The organism is Akkermansia muciniphila, assembly GCF_030848305.1.
In the GTDB taxonomy this organism is placed as follows: Bacteria; Verrucomicrobiota; Verrucomicrobiia; order Verrucomicrobiales; family Akkermansiaceae; genus Akkermansia; species Akkermansia muciniphila_A.
Genome location: NZ_CP114598.1, coordinates 1,432,040 through 1,457,111, shown reverse-complemented (window position 1 = coordinate 1,457,111; position 25,072 = coordinate 1,432,040). Strand labels below are relative to the sequence as shown.

Sequence of the window (25,072 nt, the reverse complement as noted above, 5' to 3'; positions counted from 1 at the left end):
ATGAACAAAAACAGCAGAATCTTTGTGGCCGGACACCGCGGCCTCGTTGGTTCCGCCATCTGGAAATCTCTGGAAAACAAAGGCTATTCCAACCTGATTGGACGGACGCACCAAGAACTGGACCTGGAAGATCCTGCGGCCGTCCGGGAATTCTTTGACCGGGAAAAGCCGGAATACGTCTTTCTGGCGGCGGCGTTTGTGGGCGGCATCATCGCCAATTCCCGCTACCGGGCGGACTTCATCTTCCGCAACCTCCAGATTCAGCAGAACGTTATCGGGGAAAGTTTCCGGCATGGCGTATCCAAGCTCCTCTTCCTGGGGAGCACCTGCATCTACCCGCGCGAAGCGCCCCAGCCCATGAAGGAAAACGCCCTGCTTACCTCCCCGCTGGAATACACCAACGAACCTTATGCCATCGCCAAAATAGCGGGGCTGAAGATGTGCGAAAGCTTCAACCTGCAATACGGCACCAACTACATCGCCGTCATGCCTACGAACCTGTACGGCCCCAATGACAATTTCCACCTGGAAAACAGTCATGTGCTGCCCGCCATGGTGCGCAAGATACACCTGGCCAAGTGCCTGATGGAAGGAGACTGGAACGCCGTGCGGAAAGATCTGGATATGCGCCCTGTGGAACAGGTGGACGGAACGACTGAAGAAAGGGAAATCCTGGCCGTGCTGGACAAATACGGCATCACCCCCGGTTCCGTGGAACTGTGGGGTACGGGAACACCCCTGCGCGAATTCCTGTGGAGCGAGGACATGGCGGACGCCTGCGTCCATGTGATGGAGCAAGTGGATTTCAGCCAGTTGCAAGAAGGAGGCAGGGAAGTGCGGAACTGCCATATCAATATCGGAACCGGGAAGGAAATCTCCATCGGCGGACTGGCCCGGCTGATTGCCGCTACGGAAGGCTACCGGGGCAATCTGGTGTTCAACGCAGACAAGCCGGACGGCACCATGCGCAAGCTGACGGACGTCTCCAGGCTGCATTCCCTGGGCTGGAAACACCGGGTGGAGCTGGAAGAAGGAGTGGAACGCATTTACCGGTGGTATCTGAGCCGGATGTGCGCTGCCGGCAACTGACCTTTCCGTCGGCTCCCCCCCTCACCCCATGACCAGCCACCCGGACAAGCAAAATCCACCCCCCGCCAAAGCCAGCTTGTGGGCGTTAAGCCCCCTGCTGGTTTTCTTCCTGCTTTACCTGGTCATCTCCATAGCCGTACAGGATTTTTACGCCGTCCCGGTAACGGTGGCCTTTACGGCGGCGGCCGTCTGGGCCGTTTTCATTACCCGCGGAAAAAGCATGGCGGAACGGGTGGATCTGTTTTCCTCCGGAGTGGCCAACCGGAACATCCTGATGATGATCTGGATTTTCGTGCTGGCAGGAGCCTTCGCCCAGGCGGCCAGGGACATGGGGGCCATTGACGCTACCGTCCAGCTCACGCTGCGGCTCCTGCCGGACAATCTGCTGCTTGCCAGCGTTTTCATCGCCTCCTGCTTCATCTCCCTCTCCGTAGGAACTTCCGTAGGCACCATTGTCGCCCTGGCTCCCGTAGCCACGGGGCTGGCGCAGGCCACTCAGGTCAGCGCCGGCATGATGACGGCCATTGTGGTGGGAGGAGCATTCTTCGGAGACAATCTTTCCTTCATTTCAGACACCACGATCGCCGCCACCCGTACGCAGGGCTGCTCCATGCGGGACAAATTTCAGGCCAACCTCAAGGTAGTGCTTCCCGCCGCCCTGCTGGCCCTGGCCTGCTACATCCTGCTCGGATGGAACGTGCAGTCCCCCTCCACGGCGGACACCTCCATTGAATGGATGAAAGTATTCCCCTATCTGCTCGTGCTGGCGACGGCCCTGGCAGGAATCCACGTCATGACCGTTCTGACCCTGGGACTCCTTGCCACGGGACTGATTGGAATCGGCATGGGTTATTTCTCCTTCATCGCCTGGTTCCAAGCCATGGGCAGCGGAATGACCGGCATGGGAGAACTGATTATCGTTACTCTGCTGGCAGGCGGCGTGCTGTCCCTCATCCGTTTCAACGGGGGCATCGCGTACATTATCGAAAAAATCACGGCCCATATCCGCAGCAGGCGCGGCGCGGAATTCAGCATTGCCGGACTGGTCTCCCTAGCCAACCTCTGCACGGCCAACAATACGATCGCCATCATCACGGCTGGCCCCATCGCCAAGGAAATCAGCGATAAATTCCATATCCCTCCCAAGCGCAGCGCGAGCATTCTGGACACTTTTTCCTGCCTGGTTCAGGGAGTCATCCCTTACGGGGCTCAAATGCTCATGGCCGCCGGAATCTCCCAGGTCTCCCCCCTGCTGATCATGGAATACCTGTATTATCCCCTGATTCTGGGCGTCTGCGCCACCCTTGCCATTGCGCTGCCCCGGGGAGGAAAGGGAAGACGGCGGAAACGCTGAAAAGCCCATGAGGGAAAAGGACGGCAAAGGCAGCCTTTTTCGTTACCGACATGTTATCCTTGTTATCCTCATGTTACTCAACAGATGGGATTCTTATGCTATCATACATGTATGAGCCTTCATATAGAACCCACGGAAGACGCAGTGGACACCCTGCGCAAGGAAAGGCGGAAAAATTATATTGCCGCATTCGCGACATCCATTCTCTCCGTCGTTTTGGCAGGAGCCATTCTCTACTCTCTGACGATCATCATCGCCCCCCCGGAAGAGCCCAAGGTCGTCGGCTACATTACGCCGGACGATGCTCCGCCGTCGGACACGCCTCCGCCGCCGGAAGTGCAGAGGGAAACTTCCTCTTCTTCCCACGCGGAGACGCCCGTCAAGGTTGTGGTGGCAGCGGCCGCCGCTCCGGTGAACCTCCCCAAGATTGACATTGACGCGCCTGATGAACCCGTCATGCTGGAGGAAGGAACCGCCCTTGGCATGGGAGACGGCTTCGGCCCCGACCTGGGGGACGCCACTTCCGCCTTCGGTACGTCCCAACCCTCCGGAAGCACGCTGGTAGGGACCTTTTACGACACCAAGCAAACTCCTGGCGGACGTCCTACCAATCTGTCTCAGGAACAGTTTTGTTCCGTTCTTTCCCGCTTCATTAATCGAGGGTGGGATGAAAAGGATATGAACCGTTTCTATAAGGCGCCCCAACAGCTTTACGCAGCACAGTTCTACGTTCCCAGAACATCCGCCAATGACGCGCCTAAGGCCTACGGTTGCGCGGACAAAGTCAAACCAAGCCGATGGATTGCCATCTATCGCGGCAAAGTGCGCGCTCCAAAATCCGGAACATTCCGCTTTGTCGGAGCTGGTGACGACGTCATTGCCGTACGCTTCAATAACGAAAATGTGTTTGATTATGGCTGGTTCCAGGCATCACTAGGGAAAATAACCGCTAATCCAAAATGGATAGCAGCCATGGAAAACAAACCTGGAAACGACGACCTGAAAAAGGAGCTTAAGAGTGTGGGCATCAATACCCCACCGGTCACTTTCTATAAGTACTCTTCCTCCGGACACTGGAACAGCTCGCTAGGAGGCGTTGCGGCTGGTAAAACATTCAAAGTGGAACAGGGAAAGGTATACCCTATTGAAATTCTGATTAGCGAAATTCCTGGGGGAGAATTCGGCATGGCCCTGCTTCTGGAGGAAGTGGGCATGCCCCCCCTGAACAAGGATCCTAAAACGGGAGCCCCCATCCTGCCTCTGTTCCGGACCAACTACGGCGTCCCGAAGCCGGACAAGAACAAGGAACACGTGCCATTTGACGAAATCGGCATTGTTTGGGAATCCATCAAATAACCCGTCAGTTCCTCCCTTTCCATGCCCACAGGAAACCCTGTGGGCATTTTGCTTGCCCGCCCATAAAAGATAGCCTACGCTTCCGCCACAGCCATGCAGCCTTTTCGCTTTCATTCCATCTACCAGCCGCGCATCTGGGGCGGCCAGAGCATGAGAACCATGCTGGGACGGGAACTGCCCGACCGGGAAACAGCCTATGGGGAGGCGTGGGAAATCAGCGACCGCCCGGAAGCCATGAGCATCGTAAAAGACGGCGAATGGGCAGGAATGCCCCTGCACCGGCTGTGGGAAGAACGCCGGCAGGAAATTTTCGGGCCCGGCTACGAACGTTTCCCTCGATTTCCCCTGCTCTGCAAAATTCTGGATGCCCGCGAAAACCTTTCCGTCCAGGTGCATCCCCCGGAACGCACGGCGGCAGCCCGGCAGGGAGAAGTAAAAAATGAGATATGGTACGTACTGCACGCAACTCCGGATGCCCGGATTTACGGGGGAATGAAGGAGAACGCCTCACTTCCGGACATCCGTCATGCGGCGGAAACGGGACAAATGGAGCAGTTGATAAGCTCCGCCCATCTGGAACCGGGGGAACATCTTTACATTCCGGCGGGACTGGTTCATGCCATCGGCGCCGGACATCTCATTGCGGAAATCCAGCAGAACAGCGATACCACCTACCGCCTTTATGACTGGAACCGCACGGATGCCTCCGGACGAGGGCGGGAACTGCATCTGGAACAGGCATTGGATTCCATCGGGGAATTCCGGGAACTCTGCCAGCGCCCCGGCTACCTGACGGAAATGCCGCATTTCACCACAAAGGAATACCGTCTGGATAAGGGAGAACGGTTCACCCAGCCGGACTCATCCCGCTTCGCCGTCTTCACGGTTCTCCACGGTTCCGTGTGCTGGGACGGGAAAACGGCCCGGAAGGGCGAATTCATCCTATCCCCGGCAGGTGCGGATGCTGTCACTGCGGCAGAAGCAGAGACTGTTTTACTCTTAACAACGGTTTAAACAGATCAATATGACAAAAAAAGCGAAGAATTCGGCACAATGCTGAAGCTTTCGCACTTTTTCGTTGCAAAGAAGAAGGGCGAATCTTAGCGTGGACTTAACTTTTCCCGCATCCGTGCTGAAAATTCCCCATCTTCCGGCCTTTGTATGAGCAATATTTCCACCATCGCCGCTTATCTTGCCCGCTTTTCCGGTCAGCTCCAGCCCATGCTGGAGAAAGTCCAGGGCATGGACCGCAGAACTTTTCTGCTGGAAACCGCCGCCCTGCTTGCCCTGACCAGTTGTTCGGGACCTTCCGGAAAAGCAGGAATGGCACCCATGATCTCTTTTAAGCCCTCCGGAGTCCCCGTGGTGAAACGTTCTCCGCGCCAGTTGCTGGCGGAATGCAACGTCCGGCCTATGTTCATGCCTAAATCTTCTCCGCTCCGCCGCCGTTCTTCCCGAATGAAGCCGCGCTTCATCACCATGCACAACACGGAAAACCCGTCCGCAGACGCCATGCAGCACGCGCGCGCCCTGAATAACGGAGCTTTGCGCTGCAACTGGCATTATACAGTAGATCCGTACGTGACCATGCAGCATATCCCCCTGAATGAAACAGGGCGCCATGCGGACCGGGGCGGCCCCGGAGACATGTACTCCATCGGCATTGAAATGTGTGAGAAGCGAGGACAAAGCATCGTCAAAACCTTTGACCGCGCCGCCAAACTGGCGGCCTACAACATGTATGCCCACGATATTCCCCTGCGGAATGTTGTGCCCCACTACTACTGGACCGGCAAGCGTTGCCCCCATCTTCTGCTGGACAATGGCAAACCCGGCTTCAAATGGTCCTGGTTCATCTCCCGCGTGGATTACTATTACCGCTGCATCAGCTGATACCGGACAATACTTCCCCCCTGCGCAGGAAGATGGGGAATATTTATCATGCGGCCTACAACGGCTTTGCCGACGGAGAACGGTTAACAATCTCTCGCCATTTCATTAAAACCGCTTTGGGGAAAATGCCTCTCCAAAAAGCCGTTCCCTCCTGCCCGTTATTTCTGAAGCATATTCCTTTCCAGAGCCCCGATTCGGTTCCCTTTCTGGAAAAGACTTCCAGAAAAAGAACCGGGGCAATTCGCCTTATGGCATGACCGGATCCTCCGGCATCAGAATAGACGCCACGGCAAAAGCGGCAATGCCTTCCCTGCGGCCCAGCGAGCCAAGCTGTTCATTGGTAGTGGCCTTGATGCCCACGCGGACCGGAGAGATTCCCAGAGCGGTCCCCAAAGCTCCCTTCATCTGCTCCAAATAAGGGGAAATACGGGGAGATTCTGCAATAAGGGACGAGTCCACATTCACGATGCGGCCGCCGCGCTCCCGGATCAGAGAAACGGCTTTCGCCACAATATCCAGGGAAGGGATGTCCTTGCAGGCAGGATCGCCCGGCGGAAACCAGTAGCCGATGTCCGGCAACCCGGCAGCGCCCAGCAGGGCATCCGCAATGGCGTGGCATAAAACATCCGCGTCGGAATGGCCGTCCAGGCCGCGGGAGGAAGGAATATGCACACCGCCCAGCATCAAGGGGCGCGGAACTTCCGCAAAACGGTGGATATCATACCCGATCCCGGTCAAAGCGATCATGTTTTTCATACGGTACTGCGGCAATAATGTTCGGGTTACTCTCCCAGCGCCTCCATGATAGGGATGCGGCCGTTCCATGCGACAATGGCGAATTGTTCCGGATTATCTTCCTTCGGTTCCAAAACAACCTTGCCGCCGGCTGCTTCCACCAGCAAAACCCCAGCGGCGACATCCCAGATGGAAATGACGCTTTCCACATAGGCGTCAAATCTGCCGCAGGCAATATAAGCCAGGGCCAGAGCCGCAGAACCGTTATTGCGCACCTTGCGTACCTGCCAGGCGATCCTGGCGAAACGTTCAATCCCCTTTTCCTTGGAACCGTCCGTCTTGCCGTGCCCCACGAATACCACGGCTTCCGCCATGCGTTCCCGCCGGCTGCAATGCATGGGATGATCATTCATGTACGGAATCCCGCCCTTTTCCACATGCCAGCATTCATCCATCATGGGATCGTAAATCACGCCCAGCACCACTTCCCCGCGGCGGCGCAAAGCTATGGAGACGCAGAACCAGGGAATCGTGTAAAAATAATTCACCGTCCCGTCAATGGGGTCTACAATCCATTCATACTCGCTGTTCCTGTCCCCGGTGTATCCTTCTTCTCCCAAAACAGCGTGGTTGGGAAACACGGAAAGAATTTCCTCCGTAATCAGTTTCTGGGAAAGCTTGTCCAGCTCCAGCTTGATATCATTCTGGCTGGCTTCATCCACCTTCTTTTGCTCATAAAAATGCTTCTTCAGGAAAGCTCCGGCGGATTTGGCGGCCTGGATGGCCGTGGTCATTTCAAGTGAGTGTCTCATGATGCTTCTACTAATGGAAAATTGAACTTCATTGGGGGCCCTGCTCTGCAGCATTTTCCCGCTCCCGACGTTCCCGGACAGCTTTTCTGCGGCCTTCCTCCGCACGGTCATACACCTCCCCGGCCAGGGAGGAACAGGTTTTTGCCAACGCCGCGGAAACCCCTTTCTTTTCATAGACGGCGGCCTCCGGAGAATCAAAGCCCACCCAGGCAAAAACCGTGAAATAACGCCCCATGACGGCGGAAAAATGTCCCGTATTTCCCGGAAGTTTGACATTGACGAAGGTTTTCCTGGTTCGTTCGTCGTAGCGGAAGGGAGGAAGGGACGCCACCAGGTGAGCGGATTCCCTAGGCAGGATTTCCCGGCGGCTTTCTTCCGGAGAGGGAGCATTCACCATCACCAGGTTCTTTTTGGTGGTGCCCACCTGCCTGACGGAGGAAATACTCACATTGAGCCCGTCATTGCCGATGAGATACAGGGCATTGACGGCATGCGAAAGAGGCACGGAAAACCTGCCGGTATACAAGTCCGAAGAACGGGGAAGTTCCCCTTTGTAACCGGCCTTTTGTGCCGTTTCTATTACTGTATTGAAACCTACCCCGCGGCCAGTGACTTCCGGATTGCTGCGAATAACGGTTCTACGCTGGTCGACGGCGCATAAATTGACGATGGGAGTGAACAGATCGCCGGGCATTACCCTGGACTGCCATCGGTCCAGACCGTCCTGGGCGGAGCGTCCCCCTGTTACGGCCAGCAACTCCCCTTTACGGGAATCCACACACAATATGGCCGCTTGCACACAACGATTCAACTGGTTGTCCACCCTTTTGGGCAACCCTGCCCACACAGAAGAAGATTCCAGAGCGGCCAGCATAGGCTCGCTTACATCTTCAACCATCCGCTGGAATTCCAAATCCAGCGTGGTCATTACAAAAATGCTGGAGGTTCCCTCCTGCTCGTCGCAGCAATCCAGGTCTCCCAACTCGCGGGAAACGACCAGAACGGGATAAGAACCGGGCCGAGCTTCCCGTTTACCGGCCACCGCCATCGGTTCGCGGAGCGCCTGCCATAATTGTTCCTGGGTAATGAATTCACACTCAAACATCCTTTCCAGCGTCGCATTGCGGACCTTGGCAGCAGCCTCCGGGCTGTAAACAGGATTGTAGATGGAAGGTCCGCGCACCAGACCGGCCAGGGTAGCGCACTCCGCCAGCGTCAGATCCGCCACTTTTTTGCCGAAATACAAATCCGCCGCCTGCGCAATCCCATAGCATTGCTGGCCAAAATAAATGCGGTTCAGGTAAGCCGTCAGAATTTCATCCTTGGAATACTTGCCCTCAATGCGGCGGGCCACGGCCATTTCCAAAACCTTGCGATCCAGGGTCTTCCCCCCCAGCTCATAACAATTCCGCGCCAGCTGCATCGTAATCGTGGAAGCACCCTGGGCATAGGACAACGTAGTCAGATTCCGGCAAATGGAGCGGATAATGGAAGAGTACACAATGCCGCCATGTTCGAAAAAGTCTTCATCTTCCCGCGCAATGAAAGCATTCACCAGATTATCGGGCAGTTCATTGCGCGCTACATACACCCGGTCATGATCTGTCAAGGTGCCTATCCACTGGCCGTTGCGATCATATGCGGCACAATTTTCCAACGGCGCCAAAACCTCGTCCAGCTCATACTGGTCCGCCCTCCATGCATAAACGAGAAGAACGATGATGAAAGCGATAGGAATGAGGCTGAACCACAACAACAGACGGCCCAGATTGCGAGGCAGCAATCCAAACAGATCATACCATCTTTTACGCCTGTTTTCCATTTCCGGGTTCAATCCTTAAACGCTTATCGTGCGTCCGGAGGCAAAGACTCTCCATCCTGTTTCCAATCCGGGAATTCCTTTTGCAGGCGGCCCCGATATTGGGAAGCCTCCGATTTGCGGCCGGCCTTGTCCAAAGCTTCTGCCGCCTTGAACAGAGCCTTGGGTTTCAGTTCAGCGTCATTGACAAACAGCTCGGCCGTAACACCGTAATGCTTGGCCGCTTCATCAAACTTTTTCTCCGCATAGGAAATATCCCCCAGAACAATTTTCAAGGAAGCCATCAAAGGACCTTCCACGCCCAGAGCCAGCGCATCTTCCGCCGTCTTTCTGGCATCCGCATACTTGCCCAGCCCCAGCAAAATGGAAGCCTTGTCCAGCATGCCGTCCGCACGGCGGTAAGGCTGATCCTCATCCTTCAGGAAATTGTTGGAAGCCACCAAGGCGCGGTCATACTTTCTGAGCGCCAGGCGCACCTTCGCCAAATTACGCCAAATCACCTTCTTCACATTCTGAAGCTGGTCGTTCTGCGTAGCCCAGGTCATATACTTGTCCGCCGTTTCCAGATCCTTCATCCCATAGGCCTGAAGACCCAGCCATGCGGGAATGACATCCGGCACACGAGCCACGGCGGAAGGATTTTCCTTTTGCAGGGTTTCCAGGGCTTCCTTCAGTTTATTCATGTCCTGGAGCTTGTGATAGGACAGGACGGAAAGCACATTAACCTGTTCTCCGTATTTCTGGGGATCCAGCGTCTTGGCCTCCGCCATATGGCTGATAGAAGACTTGAAATCTCCCTGGTCAAACGCCGCACGCCCCAGCAGGAAATGGGCTTCAGCCAGAGCGGCAGGAGACGCCTTCGGAAAATTCTGGATCAGGCCTTCATAATACTTCGCCATGTTCGCCATATCCTGGCGTCCCGCATAAATCTGAGCGGCTCTCTGCCATGCGGCGGCAGCTGATTCAGCTTTCGGCCAACGGGCAATCACACGGTCAAAATCCATCAGAGCCTCAGCTTCCTTCTTGGTCTTGGCATACATGTCTCCACGCAATGTCAATGCCTCACAAATGCGGGGATCCTTCGGAAAATCATTGATAAAATCAGTCAGCAGCTTGGCGGCCACACCTCTGTTCCCGGCCTGGGCAATCGCCCACGCGCTCTTATATAAAATATCCGCGCGCATCTTCGGAGGCACCTTGTCAAAATCAATGCTGGCATAAAACCGGGCGGCATCCGCCGGATTGGAGCTGAACAGGTTCTCTGCAGCCATCAGGCGCACCATATCATGCAGTTCACTGGTAGGAAAAGCCTTGGCATAATGGTTCAGGAAGCTCTGAGCCCGCTGGGGAAGATCTTTCTGCTTGAGTTCATTATAACACAACAACCGGTAAAAGGAGGCTTGCATGGCCTCCTGCGTATAAGGGACGGACTTTTCCGCTTCCAGAAAGAAATCCGCCGCTTTCCGATACTCCTTCAATTTATAGGCGGACTGCCCCAGCAGCATCAGCAGACGCACCTGGCCGTCCTTTGTCGGCATCTTTATTCCCTTCTGCTGCTCATACTGGGAAAGTATCTCCCTGTACTTGCCCATATTGTACAGCCCCAGAAGAAGCCCCATTCGGGCCTCCGGCGCCATCTCCTTCAGGGACTCGTCCTTCAAAAGCCGTTCATAAAGGCCCTGGGCTTCCGCAGTCTTTTTCAGTTTGGTGGCCAGCATGGCGGCCTGAAGAGTGGCGATTCCCCGGTTCCTGTTATCCACACCGGGCGTTTCCAGCACCTTGCGATATTCGGAATAGGCTTCTCCCAAGCGTCCCGTATCCGCACACAGGGCGGCATATCCCATCCGGGACACCAGAACAAACTTGGCATCCGCTTCCGGATTGCCCATCACCGCGCAAAACATGGTGGCGGCTGACTCCGGATTACCGTTGGAAAGAAACAGGCGTCCCAGACGGTACTGGGCGTCCACCTTCAAATCATTCTGTTCCGCATTGCGAATCACGAGCTGGTAATACTGGATGGCCTTATCTATCTCCCCGGCAGAAGAAGCATCCGTCGCCAGACGGTAGGCAGAGGCGGCAACCAGAGCGGGGCTGCCCGTCTGAATCAATCTGAGGAACAGGCCGTGTGCCTCATCTTTCCTGCCCAGCTCCTCCAAACACATGGCAGCACGATACTCTGCCAGAGGAGCCTGGGCAGACTGGGGGAAACGTTGGGTAAATTCCAGATATTTACGCAAGCTTAAATCAAGAAGGCGTCCATATTCCTGCCGGTTCTCCTTCGTAGCCGGAGCCTGGGCCTGCTTGTACAGCATGTCCGCCATATCCAGCGTATCCAGCTCCGGATTAGCGACCAGCGGACCATCCGCGATAGGAGCGGCATCCGGAATATTTTCTTGGGCGGCAGAAAACATCGCCAAAGTTATTAAACCTGCATTAATGGAAAAGAACGCTTTCATGAAGCCTGGAAATTGGAAACATTGATGGAAGATGGAGCCGGAGGACGCGTGGAAAAAGAAACGTTATTCAGCCCGGCCTTCAGACATGCGTCCATCACATGCACCACCACGCCGGATTCCGCCTTCTCATCCACGCGGATACGGACGAGCATAGTTTTGTCCAAGCGGGCAACGGAAAAAAGCTTGTCTTCCAGCTGCGGCATTGTGTACGGCTGGCGGTTGATTACCACGGTACCATCTTTACGGATATTCACGATAATTTCATTGGACACATTTTCACCGGGCTTGGGAGTCTCTGCTGAAGGAAGATTGATGGAAAGATCCGGTTCATCATCCTCAAATGTCTGGGTTACGATGAAAAACACCAGCAGCAGAAATACGATGTCCAGCATGGGGGCTAATTGGAACCCGATAGGACTGGGCATTTTATAATGAAATTTCATACAATCTTCCGGTGAGGTGGAGAAGTAGATGCGTTCCGGCTAGAGCCCACGCACATCGCGCAGGGAAGTGGGATCTACGGGGACTCTGGGAAGTTCCTCTTCATGAAAAGCCCCAGCTGCACCGGCTCGTGGCTTCTGAAGCTGGGTGGCAACTACGGAAACACTGTGCGTGACGGCTGCCTCCAGGTCTCCTACCCGTTTGTGTACACGGCTGCGGAAATATACATAAGCCAGGATGGCGGGAATCCCAAGCATCAGGCCGCCCGCCGTCGTAATCAAGGCTTCCGCCACGCCGCCCGCCATGTCAATACGTTGCTTGCCCCCGGAAAAATCACCGTTGGCAATCTCAAAAAAGGTTTTCATCATCCCGACCACGGTCCCCAACAGCCCCAGCATGGGGGCTACGGCGCCAATATCCGACAGCCAGGAAATCTGGCGGCTTAGGAACCCCGCCTGCCGTCCTCCTTCCGCAGAGGCTATCTCCCTCACCTCCTCAAACTGGGCGGAGGGGTTGCGCAACATGAAGTTGGCTACAGTCAACATCACGCGAGCGTAGCAGGAATCTCCATTCTTGCAGAGGATGGAAAGCCCCGTGTAATCCCGCTTGCGGATGAAAGATTCCGCCTGTTCCACCAGTTTGGTAGGCAAAACGGCGGCAGCACGGGTAGAAAAGCAGCACATGACCAGCACCACTACTCCGGCGATGGATAACAGAAGCAGCGGCCACATGATGAAACCGCCTTTCATGAACAGCTCAGAAAGGGGATAATTTCTATCTCCCACCACAAAATCCATGGCGGCGGCCAACGTGGTAAACGGTACAGGGTTCATACAAAAGACATAGGGGATTATACAGAAGAAGTTTTCCTAGGCAAGCCAAGTAGCCGTAATACAGTACGTTTCCGCAGTTCCATTTCTTGCCTCATATGGCATAATGCCTGCGTGGCAGACCGCGAGCAACCAACCCTGAAAGAACTCTGGAGGGAAACTCCGCACAAACCAGGCGTTTATATCATGAAAGACGCCCGGGGAAATACCATCTACGTGGGCAAAGCCAAGGACCTTCACCGCCGCCTGGGCAATTATTTTTCTCCTACGGGAGCCACACTCTCCAATCATAAGACAAGAGCGCTCATTAATGCTATTGCGTCATTTGATTATTTTGAAACCAGAAATGACCAGGAGGCTTTTCTGCTGGAAAGCAAACTGATTAAACAATATCGCCCGCATTACAATATCCAGATGAAGGACGACAAGCGCTACCCCCTGCTGAAAATTCCGAAGGGGGAAAAACTGCCTCGTTTCCAGCTGGCGCGGGTGCGCAAAGATGACGGAGCGCGCTACTTCGGCCCCTTTGTCCACTCCCAGGCTCTTTACGCCACGCAGGAATGGCTCAACCGGCATTTCCGGCTGCGAACCTGCAAGACAAAAAATCCGGGTATCCATGACTTCAGGCACTGCCATGCGGATGTGATTCGCAACTGCTCCGCTCCGTGCGTTGGCCGCATTTCCATCAATGATTACAACCGGAACTTTGACCAGGCGGTGCGTCTGCTGGAAGGGACGGGAAAAAAAAGCGCTCTGGACGAACTTACCAGGGAAATGATGGAAGCTGCCGATGAACTGGACTTTGAACGCGCGGCATATCTGCGGGACATCCGGGACAATCTGGTCAAGGTACTGGAACCCGCCCGGAGGTTCCGAAAAGGAACTCCCGATCTTCCCGGCACCGTTCACCCGGAAGAAGACATGAAGGAACTGGGGGTAGCCCTGGGATTAGAATCTCCCCCACTCATTATGGAATGCTTTGACATTTCCAATGTCTCTTCCAACCATATCGTGGCCTCCATGGTGCGCTTCACCAACGGCAGGCCGGACAACAAGGCCTACCGGCGGTACCGTATACGCACTGTAGACGGACAAAATGACTTCGCCTCCATGTCGGAAGTCATCCGGAGGCGTTACTCCCGCATTCTGGCGGAGAGCGATGCCGTAGCCTCACGGCAGGCGGACATGACCCTGTACCAGTGGCTTAAGAAACTCAGCGCGGAAGGAAAAGCCCCCATCAAAGTTCCGGATCTGGTAGTGGTGGACGGAGGTAAAGGACAGCTTTCCTCCGCTCTGGCCGATTTGGAAGCCATCGGCCTGGGAGACATGCCCATCGTAGGCCTGGCCAAGCAGAGGGAAGAAATATTTTTCCCCCACCAGTCCCAGCCCCTTTGCCTGCCTCACAGCACGGGAGCCCTCAAACTCATGCAGCGCATCCGCGACGAAGCCCACCGCTTCGCCAACGGCTATAACGAACTGCTCTACCGTAAACGCATGCGGGAAAGCGCCTTGGACGACGCACCGGGCATGAGCGCCTCAAAAAAAAGACTGTTGCTGGAAAAATTCAAATCCGTAACTGCCATTAAAAAGGCGGACCCGGTTTCTATCGCCGCCATCCGCGGCATTTCGGAAACCTGGGCCCGCGCCCTGCTGAACTACCTTAATTCATCTTCCAACTCCTGACTCCCCATGCAATTCCTGATTCTGGCCGCAGGAAAGCCTTCTCTAGGCTACGCCAAGGAAGGCGTGGAATTTTATCTCAACCGCCTCAGACCTTTCGGCAAAACGGAACTCAAACTTGTCAGGGATGGAAACTCCCAGGACGTTTCAAAACGCCTGCTGGCAGCCAGCGAAGGCTGTCTGCGCATCGCCATGGACGAACGCGGAGAACTCTGGACCACAAAAAAGCTGGTCGATCTGGCGAAGGACTGGCAAATGCATTCCGTGCGCCGCATCGCGTTTCTCATCGGAGCCTCGGACGGTCATACGGAAGAATTACGATCCCGGTGCAACCATATCCTGTCCTTGAGCAAATTCACCCTTCAACATGAACTGGCGCTTGTTGTCCTGCTGGAACAGATTTACCGCTGCCATACTATTCTGGCAGGAACACCATACCATCGGTAACCCTCGTCGGCCAGACATTCCTGTACAGGAAAACCTGTTCCCTTCACGGCAAATGCAGGAAAATCATTGAAGCCGCCGTAAGCAATCCGACCAGAAAAGGCTGTTTAAAGACGTATAAAACAGTAAAAACAAAGTTCTTTCTGCAACAAAAAAGGAGCACTCCACAAGGAGTACTCCTTTTCCGAGAAAGAAATGGTAAAGCCAGTTCCTTCGCAACCAGCCAAGCTTAACGCTTGGAGAACTGATAACGCTTGCGGGCCCCAGGACGGCCGGGCTTTTTACGTTCCTTCATGCGGGAATCACGGGTCAGAAGACCGAATTCACGGAGCTGGGAACGGGAAGCTTCATCAACCTGAACGAGAGCACGGGCGATCGCCATGCGAATGGCTCCCACCTGTCCGTGAATCCCGCCGCCCTTGGTAACGACGTTCACATCAAACTTGTTCATGGTGTTGGTAACCTGAAAGGGCTGAAGAACAGCGTTCTGTAACTGAACGGTAGGAAGATATTCCTCAAAACCGCGGCGGTTGATGGTAATGCGGCCGGAACCTTCAGTAAGCCAAGCGTGTGCAATGGCGGTCTTACGACGGCCGGTGGCGTTGTATGGGGTTGTCTGACTCATGTTCTGAAAAATCAATTAGAGAGTAATGGCGGTGGGCTGCTGGGCTTCATGCGGATGGCTGGCTCCGGCATAAACCTTCAGCTTGGTCATTTGCTGACGGCCCAGGCGAGTGTGAGGAACCATGCCTTTAACAGCCAGTTCCAGAAGAAGTTCAGGACGGCGAGCGCGAATTTTACGGGGAGTGTCCACCTGCTTACCGCCGACGTAACCGGAGAAACGGGTATAAATTTTGGCATTTTCCTTATTTCCGGTCAACACCACCTTGTCCGCGTTCACGATAATGACAAAATCGCCACAATCAACGTGGGGAGTAAAAATCGTCTTATTCTTGCCACGCAAAATGTTAGCCGCTTCAACGGCAACACGGCCGAGCACCTTGTCGGCAGCGTCTATAACATACCATTTGCGCTCTACTTCTTGCGGTTTGGCTGAGAAGGTCTTCATGGTTCAATTCTTCGTTCTCGTTTTTCGGCATCCTGCCGTTATCTTCCAATTCGGGGGCGCATTCCTAATGATTATTCACGTAAATGTCAAATACTTTTTCTCTTTTCCGGCCTTTTTCCCGTCCCTCTCCATAGAATTGCGGTTTAATTGCGCAACTTCCGCATTCAGGGCTTGCTCTTGCGAAAATATGGTCTATCATACGCCTGCGCGAAATTTGCACACGCGCGTTCATTTAACCTTACAAGGAGAGACCTATCAGCCCGAATCCAAGATCCAGCAGCCGTCCCAGCGGCGGTCAGAATTCCCGCACCGGTTCCAGACCGACCGGCACCGGCAACCGTCCCGGACAATCCCGGTCTTCCGGCAATGGCACAGGAGCGTCACGACCGGCCGGACAGTCCGCAGGACCGGGAAATCCCAGAACAGGAGGGGGGAGCCGTCCCGGAGGTAACGCCAACAGGCAGCGCCCGCAAGGAAGCGGAGGACGCCACACCAAGGGCAGAAAGCATTTTAGCAAATCGGAACCCAAGGAAGAAAATTCCGAAAGCGAAATTGAAGTGGAAGGAACCATCTGCGCCGTACTGGCAGGAACCATGTTCAAGGTGCGCCTTCCCAACGGGCACGAAGTGCTGGCCCATATTTCCGGAAAAATGCGCAAGCGCTTTATTAAAATCGTGGTAGGAGACAAGGTGCGTATGGAAATGTCTCCTTATGACATGACTAAAGCGCGCATCACGTTCCGCATCGGTTAACCGTTCCCGGCTCGTTCCTTTTGTAAAAACCTTCTCCGGCTTGCAGGGGAAGGTTTTTTAGCTTACAGTAAAGGTTGTCTCCATCAGCGTGCCATGAAAATTTGCTCCACGGAAAATATGCAGATCGCGGAACGCGAGCTCATCGTTAGCGGAACACCGGCCAGAACACTGATGAACCTGGCCGCAGCCGGTATTGCGGAATCCCTCATGCAGTTCTTCCCCGTCCCGGGTCTGTGCATAGCCTATGTAGGCAAAGGAAACAACGGGGGAGACGCCCTCACCGTTCTCAACCTACTGAAACAACATGGTTGGGAAATAGGCTTCCGAACCGCTTACCCGCGCACCGAATGGAGTGAACTTTCTATGCGGCAGTTGGCGGAAATATCTCCCCCCCCTCAGGAATACCAGGCCCCCCCCCTTCCCCGTGTGGAAAAACCTATGATTTTGCTGGACGGCCTGCTGGGAATTGGCGCAAAGGGAATGCTCCGCAGGGAAATCTCCGAGCTTTGCGCAGAAATAAACTATATAAGAAACCGCTGCGGGGCCGTACGTACCGTGGCTATCGATATTCCCACCGGAGTAGATCCAGACACGGGGATGCCTCAACAAAATGCTGTGGAAGCAGATTTCACCATGTGCATAGGAGCCGTTAAGCAGGGCCTGCTGGACGATGATGCCACCCTGTTTGCCGGACGTTTGGTCTGCATCGACCTTCCCGGTCTTCATGTACAGGCGATCCCCGCCACGGAACTTATTACCTCTTCAAGGCTCACCAAATTCCTTTCTGCAAGACCCTATACGGATTATAAGAACAAACGCGGGCACATTGGCGTCATAGCAGGCTCGGAAGGAATGCTGGGCGCGGCCCGTCTCTGCTGTGAAGCAGCTCTTCGGGCAGGTGCCGGATTGGTTACGCTGCACGTCCACAAGAATGTCTATCCCCTGATTGCTCCATCCATGCCTCCCGAAATCATGGTCAGGCCCGTGAACAGTTACGCAGATATCTCCATCCGTACATTTAGCGCTTTCCTCATTGGCCCCGGCATCGGCTCCGTATCAGAGGAAGACGCAGAAGCTATCCGCCTTATCCTGGAAACAGGTACTCCCACCGTTCTGGATGCGGACGGGCTGAATCTGGCCGCGGCCATGCAGTGGAACTTGGAAGAACATATTCTGGCTACCCCCCACCACGGAGAAATTCGCAGACTTCTGCCGGATGCAGACAACTATGCCATCCGGGCAGACATTGCCGACTGCTTTCTGGCGGAACATGAAGCGGCTCTGATTTACAAAGGAGCTCGCACCATCGTCACCCAACGGGGAAAACCTCTCTTTTATAACATCACCGGAGATCCCGGCATGGCAACTGCTGGACAGGGAGACGTGCTGGCAGGTATCTGCGGAGGTTTCATAAGCCAGGGGGAATCCCTTCTGGTTTCCGCCGTTCTGGGTGTCTACCTGTGCGGCCGAGCTTCCGAAATGGCAATCTCCGTCGGGGAAGCAACCCAGCAAACGCTGACGGCAGGGGATACGCTGCGACATCTGCCTGCCGCCATTCTTTCCACCGCACGCCTCTGCTATTGAAATGACCTACCGCAAACTTCAGGAACTGCCCTCCCAGTCTTTGCCCAGGGAAAAACTGCTTCATCAGGGAAGGCACAGCCTCAGCAATGCGGAACTGCTTGCCATCTTCCTCCGAATGGGCATCAAGGGAAAAAATGTATTGGACTTGTCCTCGGACCTGATTCAGTCTGCTGGATCTCTAGACGCCCTAGCTCATATGGAAGCTGCTGAAATAGCGAACATTTGCAAGGGAATAGGCATGGCGAAAGCCGCTACGCTGAGCGCGGCCTTTGAACTGGGCGCGAGGGCTCTTCGCGAAACTTTGTCGCGTCAGCCCATTCAAACACCGGAAGACGTCTATGATTATCTGACAACAGCCATGCGCTGGAAAGAAAAGGAAACGGTACTCGTTCTGCTGCTGGATACCAAATGTCGCCTCATTAAACCTGTGGAAATCTCCAGTGGCACCTTAAACGAATCCATTGCTCATCCCCGCGACATCTTACGCCCCACCGTCATCCACAACGCCTATGGCTTCATCCTTGCCCACAACCATCCCAGCGGAAACCCCTCCCCCAGCCGTACGGACAACCTCCTGACCGAACGCGTGCGGGAATGCTCCAAATTATTAGGCATTCGCTTTCTGGATCATGTAATCATTGGTAAACCTACCGAGACGGCCCATAAAAATTATTATAGTTACAATCATCCTAATGGAGATCGCCTTAAAGATCCCGGTCAAGAACACCCCCTTTACCACTAAACAGCCGTTCATCCAAATTTCCGGTCTGTTCCCCTTCCAAAAATAAAAGCCCCGGCATAACACGGAGCTTTTATTAAAAAACTGGCGGAGAGAGTGGGATTCGAACCCACGGTGGGTTTTAAAGCCCACGTTCGATTTCGAGTCGAGTGCCTTAGACCAGCTCAGCCATCTCTCCACCTGGAAGACATAGGCGGTTGTACCCGGTTTGCCGAATACTGTAAAGAACAGAATCACCGCCCACGTCATTTGAAAGCCTTAACGTCTTGGCGACGCCAGCGGCCCGAGCGTTGCCTCCGCCTCAAATCTTTGAGTCTTATTATGAGGGAGTGCACTCTTTTCCGGACCGGGAGGAGGCTGCGGCACACGCTCCCTCTCCTGCGGCTCCATCAACCAGGAACAGGAAGAAAGCAGAAAAAGAGGGAAAAATACAAACAAAAAGGAGATTGTAAAGTGTTTCATCATTTCCTTTTAAAAAGTTGAACCCCACTATGCCGAAAGACATACTGGGGTTCAAGGAAAATACGTGACAAAAAACCTTATTTAGCGGACTGGCGAGGACGCAGAAGCTGTACTCTGTCACCAGGTTGAATACTCATACCGGAAGGCACGCTGTCTTTAATAATGTCAGCTACCGTCTGATTCTTTTCCAAGGAAGTTACCTTCAATTTACCAATGCTGCGACCGTTACGGGTAACAAGCAGAACCGTATTTGGATCAATGCTACTACCCTGTCCAGCTCCAATCACGACAAACCCCCACTGCGGATCCACAGACAAAACGGGATATTCCTCCCCATTTTTGGCAAGAGCAGCTCGATATTCAGCCTGTTCCTTCTGGCGGCTAGCCAGCTCACTGGCTTGTTCTGCCCGTTTCTTGGCAGCCACTTCCGTAGCACTTTTAATCTGGTCAATATCTTCCTGAAGCTTTTTATTGGAAGCTTCCAGAGATTCCATCTTCTCTTGGATTTCCTGTACGCTGGAAACACCAAAATCTTGCAACTTGCTCTTTAATTCCTCAATTTGTTTATTGATTTTGGACAAGTCTGCATTCAATTGTACTTCTTCCTCCTTCAACTCCGCTTCCTTGGAAAGCTGTTCATCGCGCTGCTGAGTCACGGAAGCCTTGTTGGAAATCAGACTAAGGTTTTCTTCCGCAGCCAATCCACGATTCTTAATCATATCGTTGCGCAGGCCTGTCCAAGTACGAATTTCCTTGTCCAAGGTTTTACGATACGAAATCATTTCTTTAAAATCCTGGTACTGGCCATTAATGCCGAAAAGGCCGCTAAGACCGGAGAACCAGGCACCCGCCCCTGCTGCAAGAATCAATAAAACTACTAAAACAGTTTTCATTGTGTATATATGTGAGAGTGTATGGAATGTATTGAACCGAGAAAATGCTAGGGACGAACAGATACAACGACGTCTCCGGCTTCAACACGTTCGCCGGCGGTTACCGTACTTGGTAAAATAGTAGCCGTGGAAACACGGGATTCAACAGCGTTTACGTCAAGTTCGGCAATCTTGTTGCCGTCCCTCATCACGGCCAACTTGGAACCGGGCACCACGCCCAGATCAGCGGCTCCTCCGTCAATCACAACTACATTAAAATCATCTATCACCTGGGACACCCTCGTTTTCAGGTTAGGCGGAGAAAGACGGGCATCCTGGTCAGCCTTGAGCTGACGGAGGGCAGCATTATTCACGACAAGCTGTTCAGTCTCAGCAACGATAGCATCATGTTTTCCCTGTTCCGCCTGCTTAACCACTTCCAACTGTTTGGACTCTTCTTCCAGCCCCTTGATTCTGTCAGCAATGGCCTGAATGCTTTCCATATCCTTACTCTTGGATTGCAATTCCGCCAACGCGGTTTGCTGCGTTTGAAGATCAGATTTTTTGGCCTCATTGGCTGCCGCCAGCTCCTGATTCTTTACTTCCAGCTCATCTTTTTCCTTGGTTAGAGCATTGATGTCATTCGTCAAAGCCTCATTTTTCACCAGAAAATCGACATATTTTGTCTTTTCTTCCGTGAACTCACCACGAAGACCGTTCAGGTTCTTATAGCGGGAGGCGCATTCCTTACGCTCCTTGGTTAGAGCTTCCTCGTTATCAAGATAATACATGGCTCCCCCGAGAAGAGCAATGACCAAGGCTGCTATTGATACTTTGACCCACATAGGAAATTATAGAGATGAGAAGGTTCCTGTTACTTTTGTGAGATTGGCATGAACATTTTCAGATTTCAACATCAAAATAACATCCTCATTGTTTTCTTGATATTTTTTTCGGACAGGCTCCGTAACGAGCCCCTCCAAGAAGCGTTTTATCAACATTTTAAAACAATTACTCTCTATTTTCTTTTCAAACGGGAACTCATCTTCTAGTCTTTCTGAACCGTGAGTTACCAGGTCTTTGCCAGAAAATACCGTCCTCTGACATTCAATGACGTCCTTGGACAGGATCATGTCGTCCAGACGTTGAAAAACGCCATTGAGCACAACCGCCTTGCCCATGCCTATCTCTTTGTAGGTCCCCGTGGAACGGGAAAGACATCAACCGCAAGAATTTTTGCAAAAGCTCTAAATTGCAGCGGTGGTCCCAAAGTGGATTTTGACCCGCATGAAGATATATGTGAAGAAATCGCGGAAGGACGAAGCCTTGATGTCCTTGAAATAGACGGAGCATCCAACCGTGGCATCGATCACATCCGGGATCTCAGGGACAACGTACGGTTCGCTCCAAGCAGAGGCAATTTCCGTATCGTCTATATAGACGAAGTGCACATGCTCACTAAAGAATCTTTCAACGCCCTGCTCAAAACGCTGGAAGAACCGCCACCTCATGTCAAATTTATTTTCGCGACCACGGAACCCCACAAAATACTGCCAACCATTCTATCACGATGCCAGCGCTTCGACCTGCGCCCCATTCCTTCTGAAATCATTGCAGAACACCTGCTTCATATCGCTTCTGCAGAGGGAGTAAATCTGAGCCGGGAAGCAGCCTTTGCCGTCGCTAAAGTGGCAGATGGTGGTATGCGGGATGCACAATCCATGCTGGACCAGCTTGTTTCCTTCTGTGGAGATCATATTGAAGAACGGCAGGTACTCCACATTTTCGGCATTACTTCCCGGGAGACCGTGGCCCACGCTCTGACACTTATTTTAAACAAGGAGCTTCCCTCCCTCCTGCATCTTCTGCATGAACAGGCGGAAGCAGGAAGGGATATGAGTCAGTTCCTTTCCGAAATTATCTCCGCCGTACGTGAAATTCTGGTCTCTAAAGTAGATCCGGAAGCCAGCTTTGACTCTCTCCCGGAATCCTCCAAGGAAGAACTTGCCGGATTGGTCAAACGCACCCACACGGACAAAATCCTGCGCTTGGTGGAAGTTCTGGCGGAAACGGAAGATAAGATGCGCTGGTCCACCAATAAAAGACTTCATCTGGAAATGGGCCTGATCAAGGCCGTCCATACTCTGGCTGAGGCCAGCATCAGTGATATTATCATGGCGTTGGAAGGTGCTCCGTTAGCCGCCGTGCCCCCGGCATCTTCTTCAGATTCTGTTTCACTGCAAAAACCAAGTGCATTCACTCCTTCCGCTACAGCTCCCACTCCGTCCCCCCAATCCAATGTCCGGCCTCCTGTTGCTGCAACAAAACCATCCCCGGCTCCGGAAGAACACTTAATGGATCCGGTTCCGGATTTTTCCGCGGCTCCTCCCTGCTTATCCCCCGCAGTACAGAAAAATCAGGGGATCGACACGCAAGCTTCTCCCTATGCCGCGCAGGAAATCGAACCGCAACAAAACACTTTCACACCTGCTGCAGAAGCTCCATCCCTTGCCGTTGCAGAGGAAGAGATTCCCTACTCCGCCACTAAATTGCGGACAGAAACCGTACCCGTGCCCAAGGAAGCCACCCGGCACCCGAGTTCCGCTGTCTCCGATGTGTCGGAACTCCCTACGGATTCTCCAGAGCCTACTTTCATGGATCCAGAGGAAAATCTTCCTCCGGAAAGACGGACCAAAAGCTTCTTTGACAATCTATTCGATACTCCAAGCTCATCATCCCACTCCCAGGTTCCGATAGAAAAAGAGGAACCGGCAGTTCCGTCCCAACAAACCGGAAAGACTATCACGGAGGAAGATTGGAAAACGGTTCTGGAACAAGTAGCCGTCAAATTCCCTCTTCAAGCGGACTTTCTGACCAACAGCGTTTTTTCCGGCTATGACGGCGTAGTAGCCGCCATTTCTTTTCATCCTTCTGACCGCCAAGGGATGGACAGCCTTGGAGCCGGCCCTCTTCGAACGGCTCTGGAAACTACTCTTTCTCAATATATTGGAACCCCTGTTACTATTTCTGTCCGTCAGGATTCTTCCATTCCCGAACCGGTCCAGGAAGAGCTGGATCCTCTGCCTGCACCGCCTCCCCCGGCATCCCCGGTTCCTGCACCCAAACCCCATACCCAGCGGGAAAAAACTGTAGAGCCTGTTCAGGAAACCACCAAAAAGGAAAATGAAGATAACTCTTATTATACGGATCCGCTGATTGATGCCGCCATGGAGATTTTCCGGGCCCGTATCATTTCCCAATAAGCCAACTCATTCACCCAGATACAACGACCATGAACATAATGAAAATGATGAAGCAGGTTCAGCAGATGCAGGCCGGACTTGCAGCTGCCCAAGAAAAACTCGCCTCGCAAACCGTTACAACGGAAGGGGCGGGCGGGAAATTGAAAGTAACCGCCACCTGCGACGGAAACCTCACGGAACTGCTCATTGATCCTTCCATCATTGACCCGTCCGATTCTGAATTCCTTCAGGATCTGCTCCTTCAAACCATCAATGCCGCTATTGCCAAGGGCAAGGAAACAGCAGCGACGGAAATGAAAAAACTGACAGGAGGCCTGGATCTCCCTCCCGGCATGGGCTTTTAATCTGTCACCTCAGTGCATCGACTCAGAAGACGCAAACATCTGGAGGAACCTCAACCAACGCTATCCGGAGTCAACCACTTGGGAATAGCGTTGGGCGGTGTCTCTCTGTGCCTGTGGGTCATCGTCGTCACCATCTTCTGGACCGGTTCGGACACGATGGCATTTGCAACGTCACTGCCCATATGGGCTTGCTGCCTCATTTTCTCCTTTCCGGCGCTCATTGCATGGCTGGTCTTCGGTTCCCGGATCGGTCTGCTTGGCATCACCGTCTGGTTTGCGTACGGCATCGTCATTACAGACTTTCTCCCTCCCATTTCCAGAACCGGAATGGAGTACTACAAGATGCCTCTGGCTCCGAACGCCAAGCAAATCAGGGTTCTTACCTTGTACGAGAGGAGTGAGGAACCTCCTCCCATTGAACAAATATCCAAACTCCGTGCAGACGTTATTTTCGTCCAAGGCTGCAGCAATTATAACCGAACGCTCAAATTTGCCTACAGTATTTTCGGTAGAACCTCTTATATCAAGCAAATAGGAAGTTGCGCCATTATCGTGAGGCACGGTCAGATTGGTCCGGCCCAGAACATCACGGACACAGCCGGTTTGATTGTAGACTGGATACCGGAAAATTCCTCCCTGGCAATTCGGCTCATCAACATCAGTCTGGAACCTTTTGAACATCGGTTCGACCTGTACGCCCCTGCCTGCTGGAAATATTTCCATACACTCCGGTTCATCCACCGCAAACAACTTCAATACCTGTTTGACACCCTGAAGGAAGTAGGAACCCAACATGGAGAACTTCCCATTATCATGGCCGGAAACTTCAGCGCCGCCCCTCAATCCCCCATTTTTTCCAAATTCAGTTCCGACTTTCAGGATTGTTTCAAACTGAAAGGCGCCGGTTATGGAGCTACGCAGCCTGTCAGATTCCCTCTATTGCGCCTGGACCGAGTTTTTTGCACACCGCCGCTTAAACCTGAAAGAGCCAGTACTGTGCTGATACCGGATACTATTCGCCGGTCCATCGTGGCAGACATCGCAATCCCCTGAGCTATCCTTTACTGCGCAGCAA

Annotated in this window: 24 protein-coding genes and 1 tRNA gene; 13 read left to right on the top strand and 12 right to left on the bottom strand. The window is 53.5% G+C overall.

What is annotated here, in order from left to right; translation table 11 throughout:
- From O4G22_RS06365 to O4G22_RS06345, 5 genes are all read left to right on the top strand, one after another.
- A complete protein-coding gene (locus O4G22_RS06365) occupies positions 1 to 1,089 on the top strand; it encodes a GDP-L-fucose synthase family protein (protein WP_297405390.1) in 1,089 nt (362 codons plus the stop codon).
- A 28-nt stretch (positions 1,090 to 1,117) separates the two neighbouring features.
- A complete protein-coding gene (locus tag O4G22_RS06360; protein ID WP_297405389.1) occupies positions 1,118 to 2,443 on the top strand; it encodes a Na+/H+ antiporter NhaC family protein in 1,326 nt (441 codons plus the stop codon).
- Positions 2,444 to 2,554: 111 nt separating this feature from the next.
- The gene (locus O4G22_RS06355; protein ID WP_297405388.1) at positions 2,555 to 3,799 is read left to right on the top strand and encodes a hypothetical protein; all 1,245 of its coding nucleotides are present in this window, start codon (positions 2,555 to 2,557) and stop codon (positions 3,797 to 3,799) included.
- Between the two features lie 93 nt (positions 3,800 to 3,892).
- Positions 3,893 to 4,813: a type I phosphomannose isomerase catalytic subunit gene (locus O4G22_RS06350; RefSeq protein ID WP_290489602.1), complete on the top strand. Its 921-nt coding sequence runs from the start codon at positions 3,893 to 3,895 to the stop codon at positions 4,811 to 4,813.
- 147 nt (positions 4,814 to 4,960) lie between these two features.
- Positions 4,961 to 5,692, top strand: a complete 732-nt coding sequence (locus tag O4G22_RS06345) for a peptidoglycan recognition protein family protein (RefSeq protein WP_094135542.1) — start codon at positions 4,961 to 4,963, stop codon at positions 5,690 to 5,692.
- Between the two features lie 246 nt (positions 5,693 to 5,938).
- Here the strand turns inward: O4G22_RS06345 and ispF are convergent, their stop codons facing one another.
- From ispF to O4G22_RS06315, 6 genes are read right to left on the bottom strand one after another with little or no spacing between them, the layout of a single operon-like run.
- On the bottom strand, positions 5,939 to 6,448 hold the full coding sequence (ispF, locus tag O4G22_RS06340; protein WP_345784506.1) for a 2-C-methyl-D-erythritol 2,4-cyclodiphosphate synthase: 510 nt from the start codon (positions 6,446 to 6,448) through the stop codon (positions 5,939 to 5,941).
- Between the two features lie 26 nt (positions 6,449 to 6,474).
- The gene (locus O4G22_RS06335) at positions 6,475 to 7,239 is read right to left on the bottom strand and encodes an inositol monophosphatase family protein (RefSeq protein ID WP_012420282.1); all 765 of its coding nucleotides are present in this window, start codon (positions 7,237 to 7,239) and stop codon (positions 6,475 to 6,477) included.
- A gap of 28 nt (positions 7,240 to 7,267) precedes the next feature.
- Positions 7,268 to 9,061 carry a transglycosylase domain-containing protein gene (locus tag O4G22_RS06330; RefSeq protein WP_046435313.1) on the bottom strand — a complete coding sequence of 598 codons (1,794 nt, stop codon included), beginning with the start codon at positions 9,059 to 9,061 and terminating at the stop codon, positions 7,268 to 7,270.
- Positions 9,062 to 9,084: 23 nt separating this feature from the next.
- Positions 9,085 to 11,517: a tetratricopeptide repeat protein gene (locus tag O4G22_RS06325; RefSeq protein WP_046435312.1), complete on the bottom strand. Its 2,433-nt coding sequence runs from the start codon at positions 11,515 to 11,517 to the stop codon at positions 9,085 to 9,087.
- Positions 11,514 to 11,960: an ExbD/TolR family protein gene (locus O4G22_RS06320; protein ID WP_102737934.1), complete on the bottom strand. Its 447-nt coding sequence runs from the start codon at positions 11,958 to 11,960 to the stop codon at positions 11,514 to 11,516. Before O4G22_RS06320 ends, O4G22_RS06325 begins: the two co-directional genes overlap by 4 nt.
- A gap of 39 nt (positions 11,961 to 11,999) precedes the next feature.
- Positions 12,000 to 12,791, bottom strand: a complete 792-nt coding sequence (locus tag O4G22_RS06315) for a MotA/TolQ/ExbB proton channel family protein (protein WP_022197693.1) — start codon at positions 12,789 to 12,791, stop codon at positions 12,000 to 12,002.
- Positions 12,792 to 12,902: 111 nt separating this feature from the next.
- Between O4G22_RS06315 and O4G22_RS06310 the strand changes: the two genes are divergently transcribed.
- Complete coding sequence (locus O4G22_RS06310; protein WP_306701301.1) at positions 12,903 to 14,471, top strand: excinuclease ABC subunit UvrC; 1,569 nt, start codon at positions 12,903 to 12,905, stop codon at positions 14,469 to 14,471.
- Between the two features lie 6 nt (positions 14,472 to 14,477).
- Positions 14,478 to 14,915: a 23S rRNA (pseudouridine(1915)-N(3))-methyltransferase RlmH gene (locus tag O4G22_RS06305; protein WP_094135534.1), complete on the top strand. Its 438-nt coding sequence runs from the start codon at positions 14,478 to 14,480 to the stop codon at positions 14,913 to 14,915.
- Positions 14,916 to 15,141: 226 nt separating this feature from the next.
- Here the strand turns inward: O4G22_RS06305 and rpsI are convergent, their stop codons facing one another.
- Complete coding sequence (gene rpsI, locus O4G22_RS06300; protein WP_012420275.1) at positions 15,142 to 15,537, bottom strand: 30S ribosomal protein S9; 396 nt, start codon at positions 15,535 to 15,537, stop codon at positions 15,142 to 15,144.
- A gap of 15 nt (positions 15,538 to 15,552) precedes the next feature.
- Positions 15,553 to 15,981 (bottom strand): 50S ribosomal protein L13, encoded by a 429-nt coding sequence (rplM, locus tag O4G22_RS06295; protein WP_012420274.1) that lies wholly within the window; start codon positions 15,979 to 15,981, stop codon positions 15,553 to 15,555.
- A 551-nt stretch (positions 15,982 to 16,532) separates the two neighbouring features.
- Here rplM and infA point away from each other — a divergent pair.
- From infA to radC, 3 genes are all read left to right on the top strand, one after another.
- A complete protein-coding gene (infA, locus tag O4G22_RS06290) occupies positions 16,533 to 16,733 on the top strand; it encodes a translation initiation factor IF-1 (protein WP_031930865.1) in 201 nt (66 codons plus the stop codon).
- A 93-nt stretch (positions 16,734 to 16,826) separates the two neighbouring features.
- Entirely contained in the window at positions 16,827 to 18,317 is a 1,491-nt protein-coding gene (locus tag O4G22_RS06285) for an NAD(P)H-hydrate dehydratase (protein WP_306701299.1), read from the top strand.
- A 1-nt stretch (position 18,318) separates the two neighbouring features.
- The gene (gene radC, locus O4G22_RS06280; RefSeq protein WP_306701297.1) at positions 18,319 to 19,059 is read left to right on the top strand and encodes a RadC family protein; all 741 of its coding nucleotides are present in this window, start codon (positions 18,319 to 18,321) and stop codon (positions 19,057 to 19,059) included.
- An 82-nt stretch (positions 19,060 to 19,141) separates the two neighbouring features.
- Here the strand turns inward: radC and O4G22_RS06275 are convergent.
- From O4G22_RS06275 to O4G22_RS06260, 4 genes are all read right to left on the bottom strand, one after another.
- Positions 19,142 to 19,234, bottom strand: a tRNA-Ser gene (locus O4G22_RS06275).
- A 361-nt stretch (positions 19,235 to 19,595) separates the two neighbouring features.
- Positions 19,596 to 20,411 carry a hypothetical protein gene (locus O4G22_RS06270; RefSeq protein ID WP_094135530.1) on the bottom strand — a complete coding sequence of 272 codons (816 nt, stop codon included), beginning with the start codon at positions 20,409 to 20,411 and terminating at the stop codon, positions 19,596 to 19,598.
- Between the two features lie 47 nt (positions 20,412 to 20,458).
- Positions 20,459 to 21,235: a hypothetical protein gene (locus tag O4G22_RS06265; protein WP_290489593.1), complete on the bottom strand. Its 777-nt coding sequence runs from the start codon at positions 21,233 to 21,235 to the stop codon at positions 20,459 to 20,461.
- 6 nt (positions 21,236 to 21,241) lie between these two features.
- Positions 21,242 to 21,571, bottom strand: a complete 330-nt coding sequence (locus tag O4G22_RS06260) for a hypothetical protein (protein WP_179218303.1) — start codon at positions 21,569 to 21,571, stop codon at positions 21,242 to 21,244.
- On the opposite strand from O4G22_RS06260, the gene dnaX reads away from it, so the two are divergent.
- From dnaX to O4G22_RS06245, 3 genes are all read left to right on the top strand, one after another.
- Entirely contained in the window at positions 21,455 to 23,653 is a 2,199-nt protein-coding gene (dnaX, locus tag O4G22_RS06255) for a DNA polymerase III subunit gamma/tau (protein WP_306701294.1), read from the top strand. The genes O4G22_RS06260 and dnaX overlap by 117 nt on opposite strands.
- Positions 23,654 to 23,682: 29 nt before the next feature.
- Positions 23,683 to 23,997, top strand: coding sequence for a YbaB/EbfC family nucleoid-associated protein (locus tag O4G22_RS06250; RefSeq protein ID WP_094135527.1), 315 nt, complete (start codon positions 23,683 to 23,685; stop codon positions 23,995 to 23,997).
- A 78-nt stretch (positions 23,998 to 24,075) separates the two neighbouring features.
- On the top strand, positions 24,076 to 25,050 hold the full coding sequence (locus O4G22_RS06245) for an endonuclease/exonuclease/phosphatase family protein (protein ID WP_290489591.1): 975 nt from the start codon (positions 24,076 to 24,078) through the stop codon (positions 25,048 to 25,050).
- The last annotated feature ends 22 nt before the right edge of the window (positions 25,051 to 25,072 follow it).

Coding starts and splice junctions, on each gene's coding strand:
- O4G22_RS06250 (WP_094135527.1), top strand. CDS start 23,683: ATGAACATAATGAAAATGATGAAGCAGGTTCAGCAGATGCAGGCCGGA.
- rpsI (WP_012420275.1), bottom strand. CDS start 15,537: ATGAGTCAGACAACCCCATACAACGCCACCGGCCGTCGTAAGACCGCC.
- O4G22_RS06345 (WP_094135542.1), top strand. CDS start 4,961: ATGAGCAATATTTCCACCATCGCCGCTTATCTTGCCCGCTTTTCCGGT.
- O4G22_RS06350 (WP_290489602.1), top strand. CDS start 3,893: ATGCAGCCTTTTCGCTTTCATTCCATCTACCAGCCGCGCATCTGGGGC.
- O4G22_RS06270 (WP_094135530.1), bottom strand. CDS start 20,411: ATGAAAACTGTTTTAGTAGTTTTATTGATTCTTGCAGCAGGGGCGGGT.
- rplM (WP_012420274.1), bottom strand. CDS start 15,981: ATGAAGACCTTCTCAGCCAAACCGCAAGAAGTAGAGCGCAAATGGTAT.
- O4G22_RS06325 (WP_046435312.1), bottom strand. CDS start 11,517: ATGAAAGCGTTCTTTTCCATTAATGCAGGTTTAATAACTTTGGCGATG.
- O4G22_RS06315 (WP_022197693.1), bottom strand. CDS start 12,791: ATGAACCCTGTACCGTTTACCACGTTGGCCGCCGCCATGGATTTTGTG.
- O4G22_RS06360 (WP_297405389.1), top strand. CDS start 1,118: ATGACCAGCCACCCGGACAAGCAAAATCCACCCCCCGCCAAAGCCAGC.
- O4G22_RS06355 (WP_297405388.1), top strand. CDS start 2,555: ATGAGCCTTCATATAGAACCCACGGAAGACGCAGTGGACACCCTGCGC.
- O4G22_RS06260 (WP_179218303.1), bottom strand. CDS start 21,571: ATGGGCAAGGCGGTTGTGCTCAATGGCGTTTTTCAACGTCTGGACGAC.
- O4G22_RS06265 (WP_290489593.1), bottom strand. CDS start 21,235: ATGTGGGTCAAAGTATCAATAGCAGCCTTGGTCATTGCTCTTCTCGGG.
- O4G22_RS06335 (WP_012420282.1), bottom strand. CDS start 7,239: ATGAGACACTCACTTGAAATGACCACGGCCATCCAGGCCGCCAAATCC.
- O4G22_RS06320 (WP_102737934.1), bottom strand. CDS start 11,960: ATGAAATTTCATTATAAAATGCCCAGTCCTATCGGGTTCCAATTAGCC.
- O4G22_RS06285 (WP_306701299.1), top strand. CDS start 16,827: ATGAAAATTTGCTCCACGGAAAATATGCAGATCGCGGAACGCGAGCTC.
- ispF (WP_345784506.1), bottom strand. CDS start 6,448: ATGAAAAACATGATCGCTTTGACCGGGATCGGGTATGATATCCACCGT.
- radC (WP_306701297.1), top strand. CDS start 18,319: ATGACCTACCGCAAACTTCAGGAACTGCCCTCCCAGTCTTTGCCCAGG.
- O4G22_RS06305 (WP_094135534.1), top strand. CDS start 14,478: ATGCAATTCCTGATTCTGGCCGCAGGAAAGCCTTCTCTAGGCTACGCC.
- O4G22_RS06365 (WP_297405390.1), top strand. CDS start 1: ATGAACAAAAACAGCAGAATCTTTGTGGCCGGACACCGCGGCCTCGTT.
- O4G22_RS06330 (WP_046435313.1), bottom strand. CDS start 9,061: ATGGAAAACAGGCGTAAAAGATGGTATGATCTGTTTGGATTGCTGCCT.